Annotated in this window: 17 protein-coding genes and 1 tRNA gene; 11 read left to right on the top strand and 7 right to left on the bottom strand. The window is 71.3% G+C overall.

Going from position 1 to position 18,144, the window contains the following annotated elements:
* Window positions 1–18: 18 nt before the first annotated feature.
* Both BLW47_RS03835 and sp36 read right to left on the bottom strand, forming a co-directional pair.
* Window positions 19–474, bottom strand: coding sequence for a RidA family protein (locus BLW47_RS03835; RefSeq protein ID WP_091552514.1), 456 nt, complete (start codon window positions 472–474; stop codon window positions 19–21).
* Between the two features lie 26 nt (window positions 475–500).
* Window positions 501–656 (bottom strand): Sp36 family protein, encoded by a 156-nt coding sequence (gene sp36 / locus BLW47_RS25030; protein WP_091551397.1) that lies wholly within the window; start codon window positions 654–656, stop codon window positions 501–503.
* 201 nt (window positions 657–857) lie between these two features.
* On the opposite strand from sp36, the gene BLW47_RS03845 reads away from it, so the two are divergent.
* The 3 genes from BLW47_RS03845 to bagB are packed head-to-tail and all read left to right on the top strand — an operon-like array spanning window position 858 to window position 4,089.
* Entirely contained in the window at window positions 858–1,868 is a 1,011-nt protein-coding gene (locus tag BLW47_RS03845) for an Rv0361 family membrane protein (RefSeq protein WP_091551399.1), read from the top strand.
* A gap of 37 nt (window positions 1,869–1,905) precedes the next feature.
* Entirely contained in the window at window positions 1,906–2,883 is a 978-nt protein-coding gene (bagA, locus tag BLW47_RS03850) for an ATPase BagA (RefSeq protein WP_091551402.1), read from the top strand.
* A gap of 57 nt (window positions 2,884–2,940) precedes the next feature.
* Window positions 2,941–4,089 carry an ArsA family ATPase gene (gene bagB / locus BLW47_RS03855; protein ID WP_091551405.1) on the top strand — a complete coding sequence of 383 codons (1,149 nt, stop codon included), beginning with the start codon at window positions 2,941–2,943 and terminating at the stop codon, window positions 4,087–4,089.
* Here bagB and BLW47_RS03860 read toward each other — a convergent pair.
* A complete protein-coding gene (locus BLW47_RS03860) occupies window positions 4,076–4,372 on the bottom strand; it encodes a WhiB family transcriptional regulator (RefSeq protein WP_091551408.1) in 297 nt (98 codons plus the stop codon). The two genes, bagB and BLW47_RS03860, sit on opposite strands and share 14 nt — an antisense overlap.
* A gap of 407 nt (window positions 4,373–4,779) precedes the next feature.
* Here BLW47_RS03860 and BLW47_RS03865 point away from each other — a divergent pair, with 407 nt between their 5' ends.
* A complete protein-coding gene (locus tag BLW47_RS03865) occupies window positions 4,780–7,206 on the top strand; it encodes a penicillin-binding protein (RefSeq protein WP_091552516.1) in 2,427 nt (808 codons plus the stop codon).
* 61 nt (window positions 7,207–7,267) lie between these two features.
* Here BLW47_RS03865 and BLW47_RS03870 read toward each other — a convergent pair whose 3' ends face one another.
* Window positions 7,268–7,723 (bottom strand): GatB/YqeY domain-containing protein, encoded by a 456-nt coding sequence (locus BLW47_RS03870; RefSeq protein ID WP_091551411.1) that lies wholly within the window; start codon window positions 7,721–7,723, stop codon window positions 7,268–7,270.
* 25 nt (window positions 7,724–7,748) lie between these two features.
* Between BLW47_RS03870 and BLW47_RS03875 the strand changes: the two genes are divergently transcribed.
* The 5 genes from BLW47_RS03875 (at window position 7,749) to BLW47_RS03895 (ending at window position 11,575) form a co-directional block, all read left to right on the top strand.
* Complete coding sequence (locus tag BLW47_RS03875) at window positions 7,749–8,642, top strand: metallophosphoesterase (RefSeq protein WP_091551414.1); 894 nt, start codon at window positions 7,749–7,751, stop codon at window positions 8,640–8,642.
* A 126-nt stretch (window positions 8,643–8,768) separates the two neighbouring features.
* Window positions 8,769–8,845, top strand: a tRNA-Pro gene (locus tag BLW47_RS03880).
* A gap of 230 nt (window positions 8,846–9,075) precedes the next feature.
* Complete coding sequence (locus BLW47_RS03885) at window positions 9,076–9,417, top strand: ArsR/SmtB family transcription factor (RefSeq protein WP_091551417.1); 342 nt, start codon at window positions 9,076–9,078, stop codon at window positions 9,415–9,417.
* Between the two features lie 2 nt (window positions 9,418–9,419).
* Complete coding sequence (locus BLW47_RS03890) at window positions 9,420–9,905, top strand: SRPBCC family protein (protein WP_091551419.1); 486 nt, start codon at window positions 9,420–9,422, stop codon at window positions 9,903–9,905.
* A gap of 212 nt (window positions 9,906–10,117) precedes the next feature.
* A complete protein-coding gene (locus BLW47_RS03895; RefSeq protein WP_091552518.1) occupies window positions 10,118–11,575 on the top strand; it encodes a sensor domain-containing diguanylate cyclase in 1,458 nt (485 codons plus the stop codon).
* Here the strand turns inward: BLW47_RS03895 and BLW47_RS03900 are convergent.
* Entirely contained in the window at window positions 11,559–12,638 is a 1,080-nt protein-coding gene (locus BLW47_RS03900; RefSeq protein WP_091551421.1) for an aspartate-semialdehyde dehydrogenase, read from the bottom strand. The genes BLW47_RS03895 and BLW47_RS03900 overlap by 17 nt on opposite strands.
* A gap of 6 nt (window positions 12,639–12,644) precedes the next feature.
* Window positions 12,645–13,910, bottom strand: a complete 1,266-nt coding sequence (locus tag BLW47_RS03905; protein ID WP_091551423.1) for an aspartate kinase — start codon at window positions 13,908–13,910, stop codon at window positions 12,645–12,647.
* A gap of 204 nt (window positions 13,911–14,114) precedes the next feature.
* Here BLW47_RS03905 and BLW47_RS03910 point away from each other — a divergent pair, with 204 nt between their 5' ends.
* Window positions 14,115–14,915 (top strand): hypothetical protein, encoded by an 801-nt coding sequence (locus BLW47_RS03910; protein ID WP_139307147.1) that lies wholly within the window; start codon window positions 14,115–14,117, stop codon window positions 14,913–14,915.
* Between the two features lie 59 nt (window positions 14,916–14,974).
* On the opposite strand, the gene BLW47_RS03915 is transcribed toward BLW47_RS03910, so the two are convergent.
* Window positions 14,975–16,003: a hypothetical protein gene (locus tag BLW47_RS03915; protein ID WP_091551428.1), complete on the bottom strand. Its 1,029-nt coding sequence runs from the start codon at window positions 16,001–16,003 to the stop codon at window positions 14,975–14,977.
* Window positions 16,004–16,370: 367 nt separating this feature from the next.
* On the opposite strand from BLW47_RS03915, the gene leuA reads away from it, so the two are divergent.
* Window positions 16,371–18,119, top strand: a complete 1,749-nt coding sequence (gene leuA / locus BLW47_RS03920; RefSeq protein WP_091551431.1) for a 2-isopropylmalate synthase — start codon at window positions 16,371–16,373, stop codon at window positions 18,117–18,119.
* The last annotated feature ends 25 nt before the right edge of the window (window positions 18,120–18,144 follow it).

Raw genomic sequence — 18,144 nt, forward strand, 5'->3', positions numbered from 1 at the left:
GCCGCGTCGACTTACGCGTCAGGCGACCTCGACGATGACCTCGACCTCGACCGGCGCGCCCAGCGGAAGCTCGGCGACGCCCACCGCGCTGCGCGCGTGCCGGCCCGCCTCGCCGAAGACCGCGACGAAGAACTCCGAGGCGCCGTTGATCACGGCGGGCTGCCCGGTGAACCCCTCCGCCGAGGCGACGAAGCCGGTCACCTTGACGACCTTGACCACGTTCTCCAGGCCGACCAGCGCGTCGACCGCGGCGAGCGCGTTGAGCGCGCACTGCTGGGCGAGCTGCTTGGCCTGCTCCGGGGAGACGCCCGCGCCGACCTTGCCGGTGGCGAGCAGCTGCCCGTCGGCGATCGGCACCTGACCGGAAACGTAGACGTGCGTGCCCGACTGCACGGCCGGCACGTACGCCGCGACCGGCGGGACCACCTCGGGCAGCGTGAGACCGAGCTCGGCGAGCTTGGCGTGCGGGTCCACGGCGCCCGCCGCCGGCTGCGCGGCGGTCACGACTTCGGCCGCTTGAGGTAGGCGACGAGCTGGTCCGGGTTGGGACCCGGCACCACGGCCACCAGCTCCCAACCGTCCTCGCCCCAGTTGTCGAGAATCTGCTTGGTCGCGTGGACCAGCAGGGGCACGGTCGAGTACTCCCACTTCTGCATTGCTCGAAGGCTCCCTTGGCTCGGCTACGGCGACAGCCTACGGGCTCGCGGCGGCGCCGCGGACGAGCGCCGCCGCGGTGTCGCCGGCCCGTCCCGCGACACGCTCCCGGCCGCCGGGTCGGTGGACGTCCGGCATCGACGGTTACCCTGACCGGCGGACGGCCGCAGCGGCCGGCCGGCACCACGACCCCGGGGGGAACGATGACCCAACCGTCCGACGGCGGGACGCAACCGCCGGACGGCCAGCCCGCGCAGCCGCCCCGGGCGGAGCCACCCGCGGCGCAGTCCACGCCCGCGCCCATGCCGCCCTCCGAGCCCGCGCCCTCCGGGCCGGCGCCCGCGCCCTCCGGGGCCGCGCCGGCGTCGGCGTCGGTACCGGACGAGCCGATCACCGCGCAGCTCCGGACGGTCGACACCGCGGCCGAGCGCCCGCCGGCGCCGCCCGCCGACGCGCCCACGGCGCATGTCCCGGTCCTCGGCGCGTCCGACCAGCCGACCCTGGTCGCGTCGCAGTCCGCCGAGCCCGTCCCCGCCGGTCCCAACCCCGGCCAGCCCGTGTCGGCGCAGCCGTACCCCGGAGAGCCCGTCTCCGCGCAGCCCTACCCCGGACAGCCGGTCTCCGGGCAGCCCTACCCCGGACAGCCCGTCTCCGCCCAGCCGTACCCCGGGCAGCCGGTCCCCGGACAGCCGTACCCGATGGGCGCCGGGGGTTTCCCCCAGCCCGGCTTCCCGCCCGGACATCCCGGCTTCCCGCCGCCGCCCGCCCCGAAGAACCGGCGGGGCCTGCTGATCACGTCGATCGTGCTCGCCGTGGTGCTGCTGCTCTGCGCCGGCGGCGGCATCGGGGCGTTCCTGCTGCTGCGTCAGGCCGAGAGCGGCGAGGGGGCTGCCGAGCCGGTAGCGGCGGTCGACAACTTCCTCCGCGCGGTCTACCAGGACCGGGACGCGGACAAGGCGGCCGGCATGGTCTGCTCCGAGGCGCGCGACCAGGCGGCGATCGCCAAGAAGGTCGATGAGGTCGAGGGGTACGCGAAGACGTACAAGAGCCCGCGCTTTCGGTGGGACCCGCCGAAGGTCGACGAGCAGAACGCCGAGCGGGCGATCGTCTCCGCGAAGCTGACCATGATCACCGGCGACGAGAAGACCTCCGAGCAGGCGCTGCGCTTCACCGTCGTGGAGAAGACCGGTTGGTGGATCTGCGAGGTCAGCTGATTCCGCGACGCGTCGCCGGGCTGGCTACCCTCGGAGGGTGAGGGTCGCTGAACAGTCCAACGGGCCGGTCAACCACGGTTGGCCGGCCCGGCTGCATGTCGTGACGGGCAAGGGCGGCGCCGGCAAGACCAGCGTCGCCGCAGCGCTCGCGCTGGCGCTCGCCGCCGAGGGGCGGCGGACGCTGCTGGTCGAGGTGGAGGGACGCCAGGGGATTTCTCAGCTCTTCGGGACGCCCCCGTTGCCCTACGAGGAGCGCCCGCTGCCGACCGCGGAAGGCAGCGCGGAGCTGCGCGCGCTCGCGGTCGATCCCGAGGAGGCGCTCCTCGAGTACCTGGACATGTTCTACAAGCTGGGGGCCGCCGGCCGCGCGCTGCGCAAGTTCGGCGCGATCGACTTCGCGACCACGATCGCCCCCGGTCTGCGCGACGTGCTGCTGACCGGCAAGGTCAAGGAGGCGACGACGCGGACGACGGACGGCAACCGCGTCTACCAGGCCGTCGTCCTCGACGCGCCGCCGACCGGGCGTATCGGACGTTTCCTCAACGTCACCGCCGAGACCGCCCGGCTGGCCAAGGTCGGGCCGATCAAGTCGCAGAGCGAAGGGGTCGCGGCGCTGCTCCGCTCGCCGATGACCGCCGTGCACGTCGTCACGCTGCTCGAGGAGATGCCGGTTCAGGAGACGGTCGACGCGATCGCGGAGCTGAACCAGCTCGAGATCCCGATCGGCAAGGTGATCGTCAACGCCACCGGCGCGCCCCTGCTGACCAGCGGCCGGGTCACGCAGGCCGAGCTGCGCCAGGGGCTGGCCGCCGCGGGACTGCCGACCGACCGGGCCACCGTGGCCGGCCTGCTCACCGAGACGAAGGCGCACCGGACGCGGCTCGCGCTGGAGGAGTCGCTGCGCGCCGAACTCGCGGAGCTCGGGCGGCCCCTGGTCGAGCTGCCGCTGCTGCCCGGCGGGGTGGACCGCGCGAGCCTGGAGGAGCTGGCGACCGTGTTGCGGACAGCCAACTGACTCACACCCCGGCCGCTGTCCCGGCATTCGAGGGGTCGGCCCCTATACGCTCGATCAGTGCCTTCCGATCACGCCGCTCCGCGCCTGGACGTCGACCGGATCCTCGCCGACCCCGGCGTCCGGATCGTGGTCTGTTGCGGCGCGGGCGGGGTCGGTAAGACGACCACAGCCGCGGCGCTCGCGCTGCGCGCCGCCGAGCGGCACGGCCGGCGCACGGTCGTGCTCACCATCGACCCGGCCCGCCGGCTGGCCCAGTCGCTCGGGCTGACGGAGCTCGACAACACGCCCCGGCCGGTGAAGGGCATCGACATCGAGGCGAGCGGCGGCGAGCTGCACGCGATGATGCTCGACATGAAGCGCACCTTCGACGAGGTCGTGCTGGCGCACACCGACCCGGCGAAGGCGGCGGAGATCTTCGCCAACCCGTTCTACCAGGCCGTGAGCTCGACCTTCGCCGGCACGCAGGAGTACATGGCGATGGAGAAGCTCGGCCAGCTGCACGCGCGGGGCGAGTGGGATCTGATCGTCGTGGACACCCCGCCGTCGCGGTCGGCCCTGGACTTCCTCGACGCCCCCGCCCGGTTGTCGCGGTTCCTCGACGGCAAGATGCTGCGGATGCTGCTCGCGCCGGCCCGGGCCGGCGGGCGGAGCATGTTCAGCCTGGTCACCGCCTCGTTCGGGCTCTTCTCCCGGGCGGTACAGAAGATCCTCGGCGCCCAGCTGCTGACGGACCTGTCCGGCTTCGTCGCCGCGCTGGACTCCATGTTCGGGGGCTTCCGGCAGCGGGCGGAGCAGACGTACCAGATCCTGCAGGCGCGGGAGACCGCGTTTCTGCTGGTCGCGACACCGGAACCGGACGCGATCCGCGAGGCGGCCTACTTCGCGCGGCGACTGGGCGAGGAGCGGATGCCGCTGGGCGGCCTGGTCCTCAACCGCGTGCACCGCACCGCCGTGCCGGAACTCTCCGCCGAGCAGAGTCTCGCCGCGGCGGCGGAACTCACCGCGGCCGGCGGCCACGACGGCGCCGCGGACGCGCTGCGGGTGCATGCCGCGCTGGCCGAGCGGGCCGTACGCGAGCGGGGGATGGCGGCGACGTTCACGAACGCCTTCCCCGGCGTGCCGACGGTGGCGGTCACGGCGCAGCCCGCCGACGTCCATGACGTCGACGGGCTGCGCACGATCGGCGCTGCGATCAGCCTGCCGTGACGAGCACCTTCTCCCGGTCGCGCATCGCGGCCTCGAACATCTTCCGCCAACTGGCCACGTTCGGGTGACGGCGCAGCAGCGCGCGCCGTTCCCGTTCGGTCATGCCACCCCACACACCGAACTCGATGCGGTTGTCGAGCGCGTCGGCCAGGCATTCGTACCGGACCGGGCAGCTGCGGCAAACCCTCTTCGCCACGTTCTGCTCCGCGCCCTGCACGAACAGCGCGTCCGGATCACCACTCTGACATGCCGCCAGCGTGGGCCAGTCTGCGATCATGCCCATCTGTCCACGTCCCCCCTTGCAGTCCCGCTACCGACTCTGGACACCAGCCGGCAAAACCCCCGGCCACCCGTATCGGCCCTGTTCTCCCCCAAGCCGCGCACGGGTGACGTGCGATACTCGCCGGACTATCATGCTCTGTAGTCAACCGACTACGCAACGTTGTCTGCCAAATCCATTAATCCGGACACTCTGCTGTTCTGCGGCCGCTGGGGCCCGCATACCCGGTCTCGTTCCGTGAAAACGCCGCCGTGGCCGGTCGAGCGGAGGAAACTGGGCGGTACCGCGGAGCGGTCGCACGCGCGAAGCCGTGCGCTTAACACAACGAGGCCACCCGGCGCGGGAAATGGGGCGGGCGGCCGTCCCGTGCCCTCCTGGGGTATTCACGTACCCTGACGTACGTGACCTGGATGCGGAAGCGAGACCACAGCCTCCTGACCAACGCCGCATCGCTGTTGATCTGCGGACTCCTGGCCGGCGTGGTGGTCGCCGCGGCAGCCTTTCCCGCAGTCGCGATGTCGGGACTCGCGGCCAAGGCCGGCGCGGAAACGTTCGACAAGCTGCCGAGCGAGCTGACCGTCAAGCGGCCGCCGCAGATGACGTACGTGTACGCGAACGACGGCAAGACGCTGCTGGCGACCTTTTACGACGAGAATCGGAAGGATATCCCGCTTAAGGAAATTCCGCCGATCATGCAAAAGGCGATCATCGCCGCCGAGGATCACGGGTTCTACCAGCACAACGGCGTCGACGCCAAGGGCATCGCCCGGGCGTTCGTCGCCAACAACAGTGCCGGCGAGACGACCCAGGGCGCCTCGACGCTGACCATGCAGTACGTGCGCCTCGCGATCGCGTACTCGGCGACCCACCCCGAGGACGTGGTCGCCGCGACCGAGGACACCAGCGCGCGGAAGCTGCGCGAGATGCGCTACGCCCTGCAGCTCGACAAGGAGTTCTCCAAGGACGAGATCCTGGAGCGGTACCTCAACATCGCCCCCTTCGGCAACGGCGCGTACGGCGTCTACGCGGCCAGCCAGGTCTACTTCGGCAAGGCGCCGAAGAACCTGAAAATCGAGGAAGCCGCCATGCTCGCCGGCATGGTGAAGGCCCCGTCGGCCTTCAACCCGACCACCCCCGGTGGAAAGGACGAGGCGAAGATCCGCCGCGACTACGTGATCGACAACATGGCCAAGATCGGCGCGATCACCCAGAAGGAGGCGGACACCGCCAAGGCGACCCCGCTGAAGGTCACCGGCAAGCGCGCCCCGAACGGCTGCGTCCAAGCCAACAACAACCTCAAGTACGGCTGGGGCTTCTTCTGCGACTACGTCTACCGGTGGTGGATGGAGCAGGAGACCTTCGGCGCCACGTCGTACGACCGGGAGCGGCGGCTCAAGAGCGGCGGCTACAGCATCATCAGCTCACTCGATGCGAAGACGCAGAACGCCGCGAAGAAGAACGTCGAGGCCCAGCTGAAGACCGGCAGCAAGCACGCGCTGATGGTGGCAGCGGTCGAGCCCGGCACCGGCCGGGTACGCGCGCTGGCCGTCAACCGCTACTACAAGCTGGACGACTCGAACAAGCCGCAGAACAAGATCTCCAGCAACCCGGCGAAGGCCAAGCTGGGCCTCCGGGGCACTTACCCGAACACGACCAACCCGCTGATGACCGGTGGCGGCGACATCACCGGCTACCAGGCCGGCTCGACGTTCAAGATCTTCACGATGGTGGCCGCGCTGGAGCGCGGCTATCCGCTGGCGTACACGATCAACGCCCGGTCGCCGATGCGGACCAACTACATCGTCGAACAGGGGGCGCCGGCCGCGTGTGGCGGCACCCACTTCTACTGCCCGACCAACGCCAACCCCAGCTGGATGAACGGGTCCCGCACCATGTGGAGCGGCTTCGGCCGTTCGGTCAACACCTACTTCGTGAAGCTCCAGGAAGAGGTGGGGGCGGAGAACGCGGTCGCGGTGGCGAAGAAGCTGGGCATCAAGTTCCGGGCCGGCAGCGACGCGCAGTTCGCCAACAACAAGGACGCCGCGCACCAGTGGGGCGCGTTCACGCTCGGCGTCTCCGGCACCACGCCGCTGGACCTGGCCAACGCGTACGCCACCCTCGCCGCGGACGGCAAGTACTGTGAGCCGATTCCGGTGCAGGAGATCCGCGACCAGGACGGGAAGAAGCTCGACGTGGCCAACCCGCGCTGCAACCAGGCGGTCAAGCCGGAGGTCGCCCGCTCCGCCATCGACGCCGCCCGCTGCCCCGTCGGCGACAACTCCCCGACCGACCGGTGCGACGGCGGCACCGCCCCCGAGGTCCGGAGCGTGGTGAAGTACCCGGTCGCCGGCAAGACCGGCACCACCGACGGCGAGAAGACCGCATCGCTCGTGGTCACGACCAAGCAGCTCGCCGTCGCCGGCATCCTCGCCGACCCGGACTGGGCGCAGACCACCTCGGTGATGGACCACAACAAGGTCAACCCGGCGGTCTACCGGACGCTGCGGGACGGGATGAAGGGCAAGCCGAAGGTGGACTTCACGCCGCCGAACGGCAAGATCGTGGAAGGGGACCAGCGCTCCATCCCGGACGTCACGTGCGTGTCGATCGAGACGGCGCGGTCCCGGATCGAGGGCGCCGGCTTCCAGGCCGTGGTGGACAACAACCCGGTCACCTCCAGCTGCCCGAAGGGCACGGCGGCCGGCACCAGCCCATCGGGCCGCACCATCAAGGGCGGCACCGTGACCATCCAGGTCAGCGAGGGCAAGGGCGGCAACAACGGCGGCCAGGATCGACCCAGCCCGCCCGGCCGGCCCGGCCGGGGGAACAACGGATAACCGCATAACGGCGAAGCGGGCGGGCACCGAGGGTGCCCGCCCGCTTCGTGTGCGACCGATCTCAGACGCCGAGCTGGCGGCGTACCTCCGCGGCCACCCGGCCGCCCTCGGCCCGGCCGGCCACCGCGGCCTGCGCCGCCTTCATCGCCGGTCCCATCTGCGCCTTGCCCGTGAAGCCGCCGGCCGCGAGCGCCCCCGACACCAGCTCGGCCAGCTCGGCGTCGCCGAGCTGCTTCGGCAGGTAGCGCTCCAGCACCTCGCCCTCCGCGGTCTCCTTGGCCGCCTGGTCCGTGCGGCCGGCGTCCGCGAACGCGGTCGCCGCCTCCCGACGCTTCTTGGCCTCCTTGGTCAGCACCGCGAGCACCTCGTCATCGGAGAGCTCTCGCTTGGTCTTGCCGGCGACCTCGGCGGTGCCGATCGCGGCGAGCGCCATCCGGAGCGTGGAGGTGGTCAGGTCGTCGCGCGCCTTCAGCGCGGCACGCATGTCGGCGGTCAGGGAGTCCTTCAGGGTGCTCATGGACGGTCAAACTACCCTGGGCGGCATGCAGAAGCGCACTGTATTCCGGCTGGCCGCCGGGACCGCCGCACTGGGTGCCGCCACCTTCGCGTACGGGTCGCTCATCGAGCGCAATCGCTTCACCCTGCGCCGGTACGACGTACCGGTGCTGGCGCCGGACGCCGAGCCGCTGCGCATCCTGCACCTGTCCGACCTGCACATGATGCCGGACCAGCGGCGGAAACAGCGGTGGGTCGCGTCGCTCGCCGGTACCGACCCGGACCTCGTGCTGGTGACCGGCGACAACCTCGCCGACCCGGCGGCCGTGCCGGGCGCGCTGCGCGCGCTCCAGCCGCTGCTGGACTTCCCCGGCGCCTTCGTCTTCGGCTCCAACGACTACCGGGGCCCGGTCTGGAAGAACCCGTTCACCTACTTCAACCCGAACCGCGAGTACCGGCAGGGCGTCGAGCTGCCCGTGGAGGACCTGCGCGAGGTGTTCGTCGGGGCGGGGTGGGCGGACCTCAACAACGCCCGCGTCTCGATGAAGGCGGGCGGGCGGCGGATCGAGCTGGTCGGGGTCGACGATCCGCACATCGAGCGGGACGACTATGCGTCCGTCGCCGGTCCCGTCCCGGCCGACGCCGAGCTGTCGATCGGCCTCACCCACTCCCCGGAGCCGCGGGTGCTGAACGAGATGGCCGCGGACGGGCTGGACCTGTTGCTCGCCGGCCACACGCACGGGGGTCAGGTGTGCGTGCCGTTCGTGGGCGCGTTGGTGACCAACTGCGACCTGCCGCGGCAGATGGCGCGCGGGCTGCACCGCTGGCCCGGCACGGACAGCTGGCTGCACGTCTCCGCCGGCGTCGGCACCCACCCCACCGCCCCGGTCCGGTTCGCCTGCCCGCCCGAGGCGACCCTGCTGACCCTGATCCCCCGCTGAGCCCTCCCCGCCGCCGGCCCGGTCGCCCGAGCCGTCGTGACCGGGGTCCCGGACCACCCCCGTCCTCCGGCGGGGGTACCGAATTTGTGCATCGGCCGCAGTGGGCTACTATTGCCCAGCACGCCTCGGGGTGTGGCGCAGCTTGGTAGCGCGCTTCGTTCGGGACGAAGAGGTCGTCGGTTCAAATCCGGCCACCCCGACCAGAGGCCAAAAGGCCAGGTGAGAGCTTCTCTCACCTGGCCTTTTGTCATTCCCTCGGCGCTTTCCTCCATCGACTCGGACCGCCGAGCAGCCGGCGCTTCCGTTCTCGATTCGGAAACTCCTCGATCACCTCATTGCCGTCCCGGTTGGTACGACGAGTCGCTCCGATCGGCACGATGGCGACGGAAGACCACCTTGACAACGTACAACCAGTCGGTTGTATATTTGACCCGTGACGGAGGAGAGCGCTGACCGGGCGGACGCCCTGTTCCACGCGCTCGCCGACCGCACCCGACGCGACATCCTGCGCCGCGTGCTGGCCGGGGAGCACTCCGTCTCCGCGCTCGCGGCGAAATACGACATGAGCTTCGCCGCGGTGCAGAAGCACGTCGCCGTGCTGGAGAAGGCCGGCCTGCTGACCAAGCGACGCAGCGGTCGCGAGCAGTTGGCCAGCGGCGACGTGGAGGCGGTGCGGTCGGTGGCGTCCATGCTCACCGAGCTCGAACAGGTCTGGCGTGGCCGCATCGCACGCATCGATGTGCTCATCGCATCCGACCCCGACCAGGAGGAGTGAAAATGCCCGTAACCGACGTTCAGCAGGACCTCGACAACCTGACTCTGACCATCACCGCAGACTTCGCCGCGCCGGTAGAGCGCATCTGGCAGGTCTACGCCGACCCGCGCCAATTGGAGAAGGTGTGGGGACCGCCGACCTACCCGGCGACGGTGGTCGACCACGACCTCACGCCCGGCGGTCGCGTGACCTACTACATGACCGGTCCGGAGGGCGACAGGCACGCCGGATACTGGCTGGTCACCACCGTGGACGAGCCAAGAGGCTTCTCCTTCGACGACGGCTTCGCCGACCTGGACTTCAACCCGAGGCCGGAGCTGCCGGTCTCCAAGAACGCCTACACCTTCACCGAGCACAACGGCGGCACACGCGCGACCTACGTGAGCACGTACGCCTCCGCCGAGGCGCTGAAGCAGGTGCTGGACATGGGCATCGTGGAGGGCGCCACATTGTCGATCAACCAGGTTGACGGCCTGGTCGCCTCCTGATCAATAGGAGACCGGGGCCGCGGCGGCCCCGGTCTCCTAACGACGCGGCGCAGCCTGTTCGCCGGCGACGCTGCGCTCCGCGCTCGATCAGGCACGGGGCGCGAGCGACGCTCCAGCCACGCTGAGTAAGCTATCCCGCACGTCGTCCGGCCCCTCCGCCCGGGAGACGTAATTTTTCCGTCCGCTTCCCCACCCGAGACGACGACGTGCGACTGGACCATGAGGGCATCGTCGATGCCGTGTCGGCCCGCCTCACCGAGGCCGGGACCGCGGTAGCGGCGTGCGACGCGGCCGTGGTGGAACTCAGCCGCCACACGGACGCGATCATCGCCGTGCTGCTGCACGGTCGCGATCAGCTGCGCTGCGTCGCGGCAACCGGCTCGTGGCAGGTCTTCGCCTCGGTGCCGCCCGGCGCCGGGGTTTCCGGGCGCGTGTACCTCAGCGGCAAGACCGAAACGATCACCGCGGTCGAGGGCGATCCCGACTACATTCCGACCGCCCCGAACGTGACGCTGGAGATCTGCGCACCCATCGTCGACAGGCGGGGCCGGCCGGTGGGCGCGATCAACCTGGAGTGGACGGAGCACGTCGACAGCGAGCGGTGGCGCGAGACGGTAGAGCGGATCGCGGAGCGGCTCAGCGCCCGCCTCGAGCAGCTCGGCGGGGCGCCGACGGAGACGCACAGCGAGAAGCTGCTGCGACACGCGATGGCGCTCACCAGCGCGGCGTCCGAGCCGCAGCTCGCGGCGGCCGCCGTGGAGGCAGCCCGGGACGTCGCCGGCCTCACCGCGGCGGTCCTCGTGCTGACCACGCCCGACGGCCCGCGACTCAATATCCCGGTCACGCCGCCGAACGGCCTGGAGCTGCGGATCCGGGGCCGGCTGTGCACGGCGGGACGCTCCCAGCTGCATCGGCTGGTCTCGCGCGCGCAACGGCACGGCGCGCTCTACACCCTCGGCGAGCCCGGACAGGACGCGCCCGACGATTACGCCATCCTCGCCGACGCCGGGGTACGGACCCTGATCGCGGTGCCGGTCGGCCGGCTCGGCGCCGGCGGGGTGATGCTGGTGGCGGACACCCAGGCGGTGCGTCCCGATGCCGAGACCGTCAATTTGATCGAGCTGCTCGCGGCGCAGACCTGGACCTGCCTCGACCGGTTGCGCACGCTGGAGCAGCTGCACGAGCGTGCGATGTCGGACCCCCTGACGGGGCTGCGCCATCACGGCCCGTTCGCGGAACGCATGACGACGGCGACGCCCGGCCGCACGGCGCTGGTCGCGGTCGACGTGGACGAGTTCAAGAGCATCAACGACACGTACGGGCACCAGGTCGGCGACCGCGTGCTGGTGGAACTCGCGCGGGCGCTGCAGGCCGCCCTGCGGCACGGCGACGAGCTCTACCGGATCGGCGGCGACGAGTTCGTCGCGGTGGTCGAGGTTCGGCGCCCGGCCGAGGCCCTGGAGATCGGCGAACGCCTCGTCAGGGCCGCACGCGCCGTCGGACGCACGGTCAGTGTCGGCGTCGCCGTGCAGCGTCCGGGTGAGGCGTCGGAGCAGACGCTGCGCCGCGCGGACGTCGCGCTCTACGACGTGAAGCGGGACGGCCGGGACGGCGTACGCCTGGCCGCGGTCCGCCCGGCCGAACCGCCCGCGCTCAGCGTCCTGCGGTGAACTCGGCGGCGAGCAGCTCGGCGATCTGCGCGGTGTTGAGCGCCGCGCCCTTGCGCAGGTTGTCGCCGGTAATGAAGAAGTCGAGGGCGCGCGGATCGTCGATCGAGCGCCGGATGCGTCCCACCCAGGACGGGTCGGTGCCGACCGCGTCGATCGGCATCGGGAACTCGCCGGCGGCCGGGTCATCGACCAGGATCACGCCGGGAGCGTTCCGCACCACCTCGCGGGCGCCCTCGGCATCGACTTCGGTGCCGAAGACGGCGTGTACGGCCACCGAGTGGCCGGTAACGACGGGGACGCGCACGCAGGTCGCCGACACCTTGAGGTCGGGCAGCCCGAGGATCTTCCGGGACTCGTTGCGCATCTTGAGCTCTTCGGAGGACCACCCGGCGTCGCCCAGCGATCCGGCCCAGGGCACGACGTTGAGGGCGAGCGGCGCCGGGAACGGGCCGAGGTCGTCGCCGACGGCCTGCCGCACGTTGCCGGAGCGCGAGCCGAGCAGGCGGTCGCCGGCGACCTTCGTGAGCTGGTCGTGCAGCGTGTCGACGCCGAGCTGCCCGGCCCCGGAGACCGCCTGGTAGGAGGCGAGCACCAGCTCGCGCAGGCCGTACTCGCGGTGCAGCGGCGCGATCGCGACGATCATCGCCAGCGTCGTGCAGTTGGCGTTCGCGATGATGTTCCTGGGCCGGTTGCGGAGCTGCTCCGGATTGATCTCCGGGACGACCAGCGGAACGTCGCGATCCATCCGGAACGCGCCGGAGTTGTCCACCACCACCGCGCCCCGGGACGCGGCGACCGGTGCCCACTCCACCGCCACGTCGTCCGGCACGTCGAACATCGCCACGTCGACGCCGTCGAACGCCTCCGGGGTGAGCGCCTGGACGGTCAGCTCCTCGCCACGGCACATCCGCGTCTTGCCCACGGACCGGGCGGACGCGATCAGGCGGATCTCGCCCCAGACGTTCTTGCGGGACGAGAGCAGGTCGCACATCACCGTGCCGACGGCACCGGTGGCGCCGACGACCGCGAGGGTGGGCAGGTGGGACCGGTCGGGCTCAGCCATGCCGGCTCACCTCCCGGTGCCGGCGTAGACGACCGCCTCCTCGCTGCCGCCGAGGTCGAAGGCCTCGTGCACGGCTCGCACGGCGGTGTCCAGGTCGGTGTCCCGGCAGACGACGGACACCCGGATCTCCGACGTGGAGATCATCTCGATGTTGACCCCGGCCGAGCCGAGCGCCGCGAAGAAGCCGGCGGCCACGCCGGGGTGCGACCGCATGCCGGCGCCGATCAGGGACACCTTGCCGACGTGGTCGTCGTAGAGCAGGCCCTTGAACTTGACCGGCTCCTGGATCTTGCTGAGCGCGGCCATCGCGGTCGGCCCGTCGGCCTTGGGCAGCGTGAACGAGATATCGGTCCGCCCGGTGCCCTCGGTCGACACGTTCTGCACGATCATGTCGATGTTGATCTCGGCGTTCGAGACGGTCTCGAAGATCCGCGCGGCCGCCCCCGGCTCGTCCGGAACCCCGACGATCGTGATCTTCGCCTCGCTGCGGTCGTGAGCGACCCCGGTGATCAGCGCTTGCTCCACGGGAAGCTCCTCCATCGATCCGGTGACCATGGTGCCGACGTTGGTCGAGTACGACGAGCGGACGTGGATCGGCAGCCCGGCCCGGCGCGCGTACTCCACGCTTCGCAAGTGGAGCACCTTCGCGCCGCAGGCGGCCAACTCCAGCATCTCTTCGTACGTGATCTGCTTGATGTGACGTGCGTTGGGGACGATACGCGGATCCGCGGTGAACACGCCGTCGACGTCGGTGTAGATCTCGCACACGTCCGCGCCCAGCGCCGCGGCCAGCGCGACTGCGGTGGTGTCGGAGCCACCCCGGCCCAGGGTCGTGATGTCCTTCGTGTCCTGGGCGACGCCCTGGAAGCCGGCGACGATCGCGATCGCGCCCTCGTCGAGCGCGCCCTGCAGACGGCCGGGCGTGACGTCGATGATCCGGGCGCGGCCGTGCACGGAGGTGGTGAGCACGCCGGCCTGCGATCCGGTGAAGGACCGGGCCTCGTACCCCAGGTTGTTGATCGCCATGGCGAGCAGCGCCATCGAGATGCGCTCGCCGGCGGTGAGCAACATGTCGAGCTCCCGGCCCGGCGGCAGCGGGCTGACCTGGTGAGCCAGGTCGAGCAGCTCGTCGGTGCTGTCGCCCATCGCGGAGACGACGACCACGACGTCGTCGCCGCCCTTGCGCGCGCCGACGATGCGTTCCGCGACGCGCTTGATCCGCTCGGCGTCGGCGACCGAGGAGCCGCCGTACTTCTGCACCACCAGTGCCACGGCGGTCCACTCCCTCCGGTCGGGCTGAGCGTGCCGACGCCGCCGGTCTGCTGCCGGCGGCGCCCAGGTAAGTCCCCATCAGGGTACCGGCGGCCACTACCGGCACAGACAACCGATCCCACGATCCGGCCGGTACGCGACACGCCGGGCGTTGCGGGACCGACCTGGCCGATCGAAACGCTTCTCCGTGGACAGAATAGTCGGATGCGCGTTCCTGCGGTCCCGCCCGCTGCCGGCCGTCGTGCTCTGCTGCCGATGGTGCTGCTCGCCGTTCCCCTGCTGCTCACGGGGTGCGGGTCGGAGTCGACGCCCAGCGGGCCGACACCGAGCGGCAGCACCGCCGGGGCCGACGCCGCCGACCCGCGGTCGCAGATCGCGGGGTTCGCCGCGCTGGCCCAGGACCGCGGCCTCACCGCGTTCTACACGCTGACCGTGCCCGGCCAGCCCGACCGGACGGTGGGCGTGACCCGGGCGACCGACCGCAGCTGGCGCGTCGACATCCCGGGCGGGGCGCTCGGCGGCACCATCGACATCTCGATCGCGCAGAACGCCGACGGCATCTACCAGTGCGCCCTGCCGTCCGACATGAACCACGTGGATCCCGTCTGCGTACGGGTCGGTGAGCCCGGCTCGACGCTGCCGACCCGCATCGACCCGCGGGTGCAGCACGCCTTCGCCGACTGGCAGGAGGTGCTGACCGACCGCCAGGCGCCGCTGTCGGTCTCGACGGCCGAGGCCCCGCTCGGCCTCGAAGGCTCCTGCTTCTCCGTCGAATCCACGTCCGCGTCGATCGCGCCCGCGTTGGAGCCCGGCATCTACTGCTACGACGGCTCCGGCACCCCGACCGGCGCGAAGCTGGACTTCGGGACGCTGGCGCTCTCGGGTCCGCCGGCCGCCGGGCCACCCACGATCTCGTTGCCCGCCCCGGTCGTCGACCGCGAGCCGCTCGAGGTGGGCGGGCCCGCCGCGCCGTCGGACGCCCCGAGCACCCGGACGGTCGGCTGATCCGCCGTTATGCCCGGCACCGGGCTGATCCGCCTACAGACCCGGGCACGGCCGGGCCGCTACCGCAGGACGGGCAGCTTCCGGACCGCGGCGGTGCGCCGCCACCACGGGGCGAGGCTGAAGCGCAGTCCGGCGCCGCTCACGGCGAGGCAGATGATCACCAGCGCCCCGAGAAGCCGCCCGTCCAGGAACGGGTTGCCCTCGATCGGCAGCGCCGCCAGCCAGCTCAGCACCAGCAGCGCGGTGCCGGCCGTCGCGGCGACGGTCATCCCGACGCCGAGCAGCAGCCCGAGCCCGACCGCGGCAAGCGCGACCATGAACGCCCAGTCCACCCAGGCGTGCCCCGCCAGCCGGCCGAACGCCTCGCCGAACGGCCCGTCCACCGCGCCGAGGACGCCGCTGATCGGCGGCGCTCCGGCGCGCCAGGACGCGGCCGCGGGCGTGGGGGCGCCGAACCCGAGGAGTCGGTCGAGGAACGTCCACAGGAAGGCGACGCCGAACGCGACGCGGGTGAGCGCCCAGACGGCCTGCCCCAGCACCGTGCCCGACTGTTCCACTCCGGTCGCCCGCGCCGTGGCCGCGGCCTCCGCGGCCCGGCGCTCCGCGCGGGTGATGGGGGAGACGCCGCTGGGACGGTTCCAGGACGGCGCCGAGGCGTCGTCGGCGTCCGTGACGTCGCGGGGGGCCGGCTCGGCGCTGATCGCCGCGGCGTCGTGCGACAGCCCGACGTCGTGCGGCGACGCGGGCGGCCGCGCGGCGACCGGGGGCGCGGGCTCGGGCTCGGGCTCGGGCTCGACGTCGAGCGGAAGATCGATGTCGAAGACGGGATCGACCGGCGCCGCGGCACGCGGGTCGGCGGCGGGCGCGGTCATCCACGTCAGGCGTACGGGCTCGGGCCGCCCGCCGGGCTCCGGGTCGGGGAGCGGTTCGGGGCGGTGTCGCGCCGCGTCCGCCGCGGCCGGCTCAGCGCCGGCCGTCGGCGGTTGCGGCGTCGCCCCGGCGGGTAGGTCCGGCCGCCGGAATACCTCCGTCACCTGGTCCGCGTCGCGGTGTTCGGTCCGCACGCCGCCAGCTGTGGCCTCGCCCATCCCCGCCTCCCCCGTAGGGCATAAATCGCCCATAAGCACGTTACTCTCGGAATAGGTTCTACACACGGATATCACCCGAACACGCCGGGTGAAAGTGGCGCGCCGAAAGGGAGCTTCGTCTCAGAGTCCGGGCTCGGCTTGGAGGAGCCCTGTTGATCACGTAGGGTGACGGAAGTCATGTGGCAGGCGATCCTTCTTCGTTGCCGCGGCGAGGCCCACCAGGCCGGCACCTCGTCGCGGAGTTGACGCGCGCCGCCTCGTCTCTTCCGGTCGATCCCCGTTCCTCACCCGGCGGATCGAAGGCTCTCGCACCGACAGACCTGCCCCGCCGACGGCGGCCCCCGTCACATGACCCAGGAGTTCCGACATGTCTGATGTAGCCGATACCGACGTCGATCCGATCGCCCGGCAGCGCCCGAGCCGCATGCCGTACCAGCGCTACCAGCCGTACCACCAGCAGTTCCCGATCGAGCTGCCGGACCGGCAGTGGCCGGGGCGGCGGGTCGAGGCCGCGCCGCGGTGGTGCGCGGTGGACCTGCGCGACGGCAACCAGGCGCTGATCGACCCGATGTCGCCGGAGCGCAAGCGCCGGATGTTCAACCTGCTGGTCCAGCTGGGCTACAAGGAGATCGAGGTCGGTTTCCCGTCCGCCAGCCAGACCGACTACGACTTCGTGCGGCAGCTGATCGAGCAGGACCTGATCCCCGACGACGTGACGATCCAGGTGCTGACCCAGTGCCGTGAGCACCTGATCGACCGCACCTTCGAGTCGCTGCGCGGCGCCAAGCGCGCGATCGTGCACTTCTACAACTCGACCTCGACACTGCAGCGCCGAGTGGTCTTCGGCCTCGACCGCGACGGCATCAAGGACATCGCCACGCAGGGCGCACGGCTGTGCCAGAAGTACGCCGAGATCCACACGCCCGACACCGAGATCTACTACGAGTACTCCCCCGAGTCCTACACGGGCACGGAGCTGGACTACGCGCTGGAGGTCTGCAGCGCGGTCATCGACGTGATCGATCCGACCCCCGAGCGGCCGCTGATCATCAACCTGCCCGCCACCGTCGAGATGGCGACGCCGAACGTCTACGCCGACTCGATCGAGTGGATGCACCGCCGGCTGCCGCGGCGCGACAGCCTGATCCTGTCGCTGCACCCGCACAACGACCGCGGCACCGGTGTGGCGGCCGCCGAGCTCGGCCTGCTGGCCGGCGCGGACCGGATCGAGGGCTGCCTGTTCGGCAACGGCGAGCGCACGGGCAACGTGGACCTGGTGACGCTGGGGCTCAACCTCTTCTCCCAGGGCATCGACCCGCAGATCGACTTCTCCCGGATCGACGAGATCAAGCGGACCGTCGAGTACTGCAACCAGCTGCCGGTCCACGAGCGGCACCCGTACGCCGGCGACCTGGTCTACACGGCCTTCTCCGGCTCCCACCAGGACGCGATCAAGAAGGGGCTGGACGCGCTCGGCGCCGACGCCCGGGCCGCGGGCGTCGGAGTCGACGACCACGTGTGGGGCGTGCCGTACCTGCCGATCGACCCGAAGGACGTCGGTCGCACGTACGAGGCCGTGATCCGGGTGAACTCGCAGTCCGGCAAGGGCGGCGTCGCGTACATCATGAAGACCGAGCACCACCTGGACCTGCCGCGCCGGCTGCAGATCGAGTTCTCGGGCGTGGTGCAGCAGTTCACCGACGATTCCGGCGGCGAGGTCGAACCGCAGCGGATGTGGGAGATCTTCGCGGGCCAGTACCTGGTCGACCACCAGGAATCGCCGAAGGTGGCGCTGGACGGCTACGCCACGGCCACCGTCGACGGCAAGGTCGAGATCGACGCGACGGTCCGCACGGGCGGCGAACGCCGGTCGCTGGTCGCGGTGGGCAACGGCCCGATCGACGCGTACGTGAACGCGCTGCAGGCGCTGAACGTCCGGGTCCGGGTGCTCGACTACGCGGAGCACGCGATGTCCTCGGGTGGCGACGCGCAGGCCGCCGCGTACGTGGAGTGTGAGGTCGACGGCCGCACGGTCTGGGGCGTCGGGCTCGACCCGAACATCGTGACCGCCTCGGTGAAGGCCGTCACGAGCGCCGTGAACCGCGCGCACGCCTGAACCGGGCGTCAGGAAGGGGCCCCTT

The organism is Micromonospora pattaloongensis, assembly GCF_900107255.1.
GTDB lineage: Bacteria > Actinomycetota > Actinomycetes > Mycobacteriales > Micromonosporaceae > Micromonospora_I > Micromonospora_I pattaloongensis.